A 4,391-nucleotide genomic window follows, 5' to 3' on the forward strand; every position below is an offset into this window, starting at 1 on the left:
ATATAAAATATGTTCAGATAAGAAGACATAAAAAGAAGAGAATTAATAAAAAGTGGATCAAGAGATATGGATATAACAGATTATGGTTGAAACAAAAGGTTGGAAAACAAAATGTTATACTGACGGGTCTATAGAGTTTATTAGAACGTAAAAAAGTGGGGGATTAAAATGTTATTTTCAGAAGCAAAAGAAAAAATTGGTGTTTGGGTAGATTTAGAATGCCGACCAACTGGAAAGATTAAGACCAAAGAACAATATGATTATTTGAAGTATTATGTTGAAAATACATCAATTAAAGGAGATCGTATTGGAACTTTTGAAGAAAGTATTGGTAAATATATTCATCTTGATAGTTGGTTTGGTGGAGCATCATTTTATTTTTTATTATCAGATAAACCTGAAGGCAATTATGATTATAGAATTGAAAATAGTTGTGGCGCAATTATTGGTTAAGAAAAATATTATGAAGAATTTTCTCATGGAAAATTTGGGAAGATCGAGTTTGATAATTTGACAAGCCAGATGAATTAAAAGCAAAAATAGGAGTGTATTTAAAATAACTTATGAAAATAATTAAAACTAAAGTAGAAGCACTAAAAGAAAATCAAGTCAGAGAGGCAGCATTAGCAGGATGCGATATATGTCCGTGTTGTAGAGAAAATAAAAGTCATTTATTTTATATTGAACGTGGTATAACAAATAAAGGAATAGTTTCTGGAATTTGCAGGAATTGGTATGGAAAATATAAATCAGATAGTGGTATATTGTACAATTTTTTTCATACAGAAAAAAATAAGTATTATCAAGTGGATTGTTTTTCTTGTCTAACATGTGGTGCAAAATGGGAATCTGATCCATATCAAGCAGAGAATAATATAACAGGAGGTACAATTTAGTGAGTTTTTTGATTAACATAGTTGGTCTATTAATAATTGATATTGGAGCTATGCTTTATGGTAAATTATCAGAAACAGATAGCTTTAAATTCTTTATGCTATTATTAGTGACAAATACAATTGGTGGACTTTATATAGATATAAATGAATTAAAGGAGAATAAAATGACAGGATTTAATAAAGTGGCGATTGTAAATTTAGTAGAGGATTACAATAAGAAGGATTATGGATTTGCTTTATACGATGAAGATATTAATGAAATTGTTAAGTATGATACCAACCATCCGTTATATCTGATTGTAAATGCAAGAGGGAAAAACAACAGAGTTCTTGGAATTTTAAAAGAAATTAAGACAGTCGAAGAATATGGTAAAGGTGTGACAGCTCAGGTTGTCGGTGTAGTTAATATGAACGCATACAATGCAAGAATTGATGAGGAAAATCGTCAGAAAGAAATTTCAAAGCAGAAAGCTTCTATTGAGAAGGAGCTAAAGTCTGAGATTGAAAAGATGAATAATATTGCTTTATATGAAAAGATGGCAAAGGAGCATCCTGAAAATCCAGACTCGCTGAACTTGTTAATGCACTAAAAGAGTTGGGAGAATAAGCCATATGAAGAAATGTGTAATTTTAGAAATGGAAAACAACAAGGATTTCGAAAAAGTCATGAATGATTATATAGACGAAGGGTACAAGATATAATCTAGCTCATGCAATAGTAGATACTATAAAGCAATTCTTGTATTGAAGGAGGACGAATAAACCATATGAAGAAGAAAATTTTAGCAGTTGCATTAGGATTGACATTATATTTTGGAATGACTGGATGTACTGCTTTAGGTAGTGAAAATTATAATAATCCTTCAAAGCTCGTTTTGATAGAAGGTGAAAATGATTTATATTATTATGCCACTACACATATCGTTTATATAGCATTCAGTGAATTCAAAGGAAATTCGGGTTATGGTTATATGTCACCATATTATTCAGAGAATGGTAAGTTATGCACCTATGATATTAATGCAAAACAGATAGTTGAAATTGGAGAATAAAACAAAGTAAACCGAAGTTTCTTGGTAATTTAGGAGGTGACAAATGACAGAAAGTGAAGCTATCGAAGAACTAAAATATGATTGTAATGAACTCGGTAAAGCAATCCCATGTGATACTTCATGGGCATTTTCTTTTGAAAATGCTTATGGAATGGCAATGAAAGCACTCGAAAAGCAGATACCGAAGAAACCAATATCTATTGATTATGAAAAATACATTGATATTATAGATAATGCAAAATTTCTTAGAGGTACATTTTGGTGTCCTAACTGTAAGCGTGTTGTACATAGTGGCTCTTTTTGTAAAGATTGTGGTCAGAAATTAGACTGGGAGAATACATAAATGAGCAATTGCGGCAATAATACATTGAAAGAAATCTTTCATTCGGAGTGATATTAAGACAAGAAAGGAGGCAAACAATGGCATATTATCATTTTCCTTTAGAGAAAAGGAATGCAAGTAATTTTTCATCAAGTTGTAAATATATCATAATGTCGAAACCAAATAAGCCAACACCTGAGAATGGCAAGAAAAAGGTTACGGCAGAACAGAATAAAAAGTATAAAGAAGACACGATAAAATATGAAGAGTGCATTACAACACTTGAGTCTGGTTATGTGAACCTATACAACAATAAAATCAAGACTGATTGCACGGATGAGTTCGCAGTTAGAATGTTGTTTGACGGCATTCCTGAACGAAACAGAATATTTTACATAGAGCCATTACAGAGTGAACAGGATGCATATTGTAAATATTATGTATCAGAGTTTCGAGTAGAGAAAGAAATTAAAACTGCTGATGAATTGCTTGAGAACATTGTAAAACATTACGACTATTTCAATTTAGAGGACAAGATATTTTACAATGGTACATTAGGTAATTCTGGCTACAAAGAAAAGGCATTTGAAATATTGGATAAGCTCAATAAAATGACTAAGAGTAAACATTACTTATGTGATATGATTCATCCTTTTGATAGTGGATATTCATTTGATCCTGCAAGAGTAACAAGTTTCTATGACTTAAAAAAGACACATGATTATGCAAAAGAGTTGATTAATACTGGAATTGTTCAGTTGCACGATACGCCAAATTCATATTTAGGACGATTTATTGAAAGATTATTGAGGCTGAAATGGTCTGATTTTGCATTAGAAGTAATCAATCATGTGACTGGCAATGATGAGATAATTAATGAGATTAAGAAAAATCAGTTCATTAAACCTCTTTTATCTGAAATGACGGATGATTCAAATGCTAAAGAAATTCTGAAGCTACTTGGTATGACATCTAATGTACTTACTCTTATTGTAGAAGAAGATTATGATGACAGATATAGTACAAGAGAAGTAGAAAGAAAAGAGTTTTCTGACATGGGAGAATTAAGATCATATCTGATTACAGAATATAAAGTACCATTTGAAATGGCAAGCAAGGATATTGATGATTTGTATTGGAATGATTACACGTTCAATGTCGAACAGAAGGAGAATAATTAAAGAGAATATTAATACGAAAGGAGTGAGTGGCAGCCTTAAAGATATATCGCTCTGATTAGATTAAATGAAATATATGGGTTCAAAGTCTCGAATAGTTGATAACATTTTACCGATTATTCAAGAAAGATTGCGAGATTATAATATAAAAACATACATAGAGCCATTTTGCGGTGGTTGTAATGTAATCGACAAAGTTCAGTGTGACACAAAAATCGCATCTGATAATCATAAGTATCTTATCGAAATGTTCAAGAATATAAATCAGATTCAAAATCTCCCAGAACTTATTACAAAAGAACATTACTCAGATGTAAGAGAGTGTTTTAATAAAAGATCATCCCAATATCCTGATTGGTATATTGGTGCAGTAGGTTTTCTTTCAAGCTATAATGGAAGATTCTTTGATGGCGGCTACTCAGGCGTTGTTCATACGAAAGCTGGAACTGAAAGAAATTATTACGATGAAGCTAAGAGAAATTTGTTAGAGCAGATTCCAAGATTAGAAGATATTCAGTACCAATATGGAGATTATGAAGAGTTGTATTCTGATAAAGTTGACTGCTTATTTTATTGCGATATTCCATATAAGGGTACGAAACAATATGGATCAAGTAAGAATTTTGATTATGACAGGTTCTGGAATTGGGCTGAGAAGATGAGCGAAAAGAATGTTGTCTTAGTCAGTGAGCATGAAGCTCCTTCAGAATGGGAATGCATTTGGCAGCAGGAAGTTAAGAGAACGATTGATAACAATAAGAGAGTAAGAGCAGTAGAAAAGCTATTTGAATTAAGAGAATAATTTAGTGAGGTAAATAAAATGGATGATTTGTTTGAAGATATTTGTATGGAACATTTAATATCTGATGATGTTTCGTCTGATGACATACTATTAATGTATCCATATAAATTACATAATGAAAAAATCTTACGGGATAATATT

7 protein-coding genes are annotated in these 4,391 nt (G+C 31.2%); all 7 read left to right on the plus strand.

The annotated features are described in order from the left end of the window. Nucleotides 1-168 precede the first annotated feature (168 nt). The 7 genes from DWX91_RS16480 to DWX91_RS15885 all read left to right on the plus strand — a co-directional run bounded on the left by DWX91_RS16480 (nt 169) and on the right by DWX91_RS15885 (nt 4,250). Complete coding sequence (locus DWX91_RS16480; protein WP_147354435.1) at nt 169-453, plus strand: hypothetical protein; 285 nt, start codon at nt 169-171, stop codon at nt 451-453. A 110-nt stretch (nt 454-563) separates the two neighbouring features. Further along, nucleotides 564-896: a hypothetical protein gene (locus tag DWX91_RS15860; RefSeq protein WP_118539728.1), complete on the plus strand. Its 333-nt coding sequence runs from the start codon at nt 564-566 to the stop codon at nt 894-896. Continuing rightward, the gene (locus DWX91_RS16840; protein ID WP_182435114.1) at nt 896-1,486 is read left to right on the plus strand and encodes a hypothetical protein; all 591 of its coding nucleotides are present in this window, start codon (nt 896-898) and stop codon (nt 1,484-1,486) included. Before DWX91_RS15860 ends, DWX91_RS16840 begins: the two co-directional genes overlap by 1 nt. A gap of 177 nt (nt 1,487-1,663) precedes the next feature. Further along, a complete protein-coding gene (locus tag DWX91_RS15870; RefSeq protein ID WP_118539736.1) occupies nt 1,664-1,948 on the plus strand; it encodes a hypothetical protein in 285 nt (94 codons plus the stop codon). Between the two features lie 43 nt (nt 1,949-1,991). Then, nucleotides 1,992-2,291: a hypothetical protein gene (locus DWX91_RS15875; RefSeq protein WP_118539738.1), complete on the plus strand. Its 300-nt coding sequence runs from the start codon at nt 1,992-1,994 to the stop codon at nt 2,289-2,291. Between the two features lie 77 nt (nt 2,292-2,368). After that, nucleotides 2,369-3,451, plus strand: a complete 1,083-nt coding sequence (locus tag DWX91_RS15880; protein WP_118539740.1) for a hypothetical protein — start codon at nt 2,369-2,371, stop codon at nt 3,449-3,451. A 64-nt stretch (nt 3,452-3,515) separates the two neighbouring features. Next, complete coding sequence (locus DWX91_RS15885; RefSeq protein ID WP_118539742.1) at nt 3,516-4,250, plus strand: DNA adenine methylase; 735 nt, start codon at nt 3,516-3,518, stop codon at nt 4,248-4,250. Nucleotides 4,251-4,391 lie beyond the last annotated feature (141 nt).

Origin of the sequence: Clostridium sp. AF22-10 (assembly GCF_003478725.1) — a bacterium.
GTDB classification, from domain to species: Bacteria; Bacillota; Clostridia; order Lachnospirales; family Lachnospiraceae; genus Otoolea; species Otoolea fessa.

What these genes read in the sequence shown, in the direction of transcription:
- DWX91_RS15870 (WP_118539736.1), top strand. Translation starts at nt 1,664, where the DNA reads ATGAAGAAGAAAATTTTAGCAGTTGCATTAGGATTGACATTATATTTT.
- DWX91_RS15860 (WP_118539728.1), top strand. Translation starts at nt 564, where the DNA reads ATGAAAATAATTAAAACTAAAGTAGAAGCACTAAAAGAAAATCAAGTC.
- DWX91_RS15880 (WP_118539740.1), top strand. Translation starts at nt 2,369, where the DNA reads ATGGCATATTATCATTTTCCTTTAGAGAAAAGGAATGCAAGTAATTTT.
- DWX91_RS16480 (WP_147354435.1), top strand. Translation starts at nt 169, where the DNA reads ATGTTATTTTCAGAAGCAAAAGAAAAAATTGGTGTTTGGGTAGATTTA.
- DWX91_RS15875 (WP_118539738.1), top strand. Translation starts at nt 1,992, where the DNA reads ATGACAGAAAGTGAAGCTATCGAAGAACTAAAATATGATTGTAATGAA.
- DWX91_RS15885 (WP_118539742.1), top strand. Translation starts at nt 3,516, where the DNA reads ATGAAATATATGGGTTCAAAGTCTCGAATAGTTGATAACATTTTACCG.